We start from the raw sequence: 432 nt of genomic DNA, 5'->3' as shown, positions 1-432 counted from the left end.
ACCCTGGAGCACGGGCCGGGTTACGAGGCCCTCGGTTTCCGCTTTGCTGATCTCGGCTATGTGCCCGATGTCAGCCTGATGCCGCCCGAGGCCAGGGCCGCCCTGGCCGGCCTCGATGTGCTGATCCTCGACTGCCTGCGCGAGACGCCGCACCCGAGTCATTTCAGCCTGTCGCAGGCGCTGGAGGCAATCGCCGAACTCGCCCCCCGGCGTGCGGTGCTTACCAACCTTCATATCGACCTGGACTATGAGAGCCTGTCCAAGCGCTTGCCGCCGGGCATCGATGTCGCCTTCGACGGCATGAGCCTGACAGTCGACGGCTGAGGCGAGAGGAGGGCGCCTGCATCGGTTCTGCCTCAGGCAGCGTTCTGATGGTGCCATTCGTCCAGATAGGCCAGCACGGTCTTCAGGTCCGACACATCGACATAGCGG

General features: G+C 65.0%; 1 protein-coding gene. It reads left to right on the top strand.

The window, feature by feature from the left end; translation table 11 throughout:
- Positions 1-324: MBL fold metallo-hydrolase (locus AB4Y92_RS25960; RefSeq protein ID WP_441822239.1), on the top strand; the 324-nt coding region annotated here is incomplete at its 5' end.
- Between the last annotated feature and the right edge of the window lie 108 nt (positions 325-432).

Origin of the sequence: Lysobacter sp. TAB13 (assembly GCF_052113885.1) — a bacterium.
GTDB lineage: Bacteria > Pseudomonadota > Gammaproteobacteria > Xanthomonadales > Xanthomonadaceae > Lysobacter > Lysobacter gummosus.
The sequence above is the reverse complement of the archived record's forward strand: the minus strand, read 5'-3'. Positions and strand labels throughout refer to the sequence as shown.